The 956-nt window shown below is 60.5% G+C and carries 1 protein-coding gene; it reads right to left on the bottom strand.

The features are described from left to right. Positions 1-956: ATP-dependent Clp protease ATP-binding subunit ClpX (gene clpX / locus ACFQRF_RS27660; RefSeq protein WP_379874420.1), on the bottom strand; the 956-nt coding region annotated here is incomplete at both ends.

The raw sequence follows: 956 nt of genomic DNA on the forward strand, positions 1-956 counted from the left end.
TCGCGGCTGGGGACCTCGTACATCACCGACAACAACACCTCCTCAATGATCGCCCGCAACCCCCGCGCACCCGTACCCCGAATGATCGCCTGCTCCGCGATCGCGTCCAACGCGTCCGAACTGAACTCCAACTCCACATTGTCCAACTCGAACAACCGCTGATACTGCTTCACCAGCGCATTACGCGGCTCCGTCAAAATCCGGATCAACGCCCCCCGATCCAGATTGTGCACACTCGTGATCACCGGCAACCGCCCCACGAACTCCGGAATCATCCCGAACTTCAGCAGATCCTCCGGCATCACATCCGAGAACTGATCCGCCGCGTCCAGCTCCCGCTTCGACCGCAACACCGCGTTGAACCCCATCCCCTGCCGGCCCACCCGCGACTCGATGATCCGCTCCAAACCCGCGAAAGCCCCACCACAGATGAACAACACATTCGTCGTATCGATCTGAATGAACTCCTGATGCGGATGCTTGCGGCCCCCCTGCGGCGGCACACTCGCCGTCGTCCCCTCCAGGATCTTCAACAGCGCCTGCTGCACACCCTCACCCGACACATCACGCGTGATCGACGGATTCTCACTCTTACGCGCGACCTTGTCGACCTCATCGATATAGATGATCCCCGTCTCGGCCTTCTTCACGTCATAATCGGCCGCCTGGATCAACTTCAGCAGGATGTTCTCGACATCCTCCCCCACATACCCCGCCTCCGTCAGCGCCGTCGCATCCGCGATCGCGAACGGAACATTCAGAATCTTCGCCAGCGTCTGCGCCAGCAACGTCTTCCCCGACCCCGTCGGCCCCAGCAACAGGATGTTCGACTTCGCGATCTCCACATCCTCATCACGCGGACGATCACTCTCCGACCGCACCCGCTTGTAATGGTTATAGACCGCGACCGACAACGCCTTCTTCGCCTGCTCCTGACCGATCACATAGGAGTCGAG

It is taken from the genome of Marinactinospora rubrisoli, from assembly GCF_042664915.1.
In the GTDB taxonomy this organism is placed as follows: Bacteria; Actinomycetota; Actinomycetes; order Streptosporangiales; family Streptosporangiaceae; genus Marinitenerispora; species Marinitenerispora rubrisoli.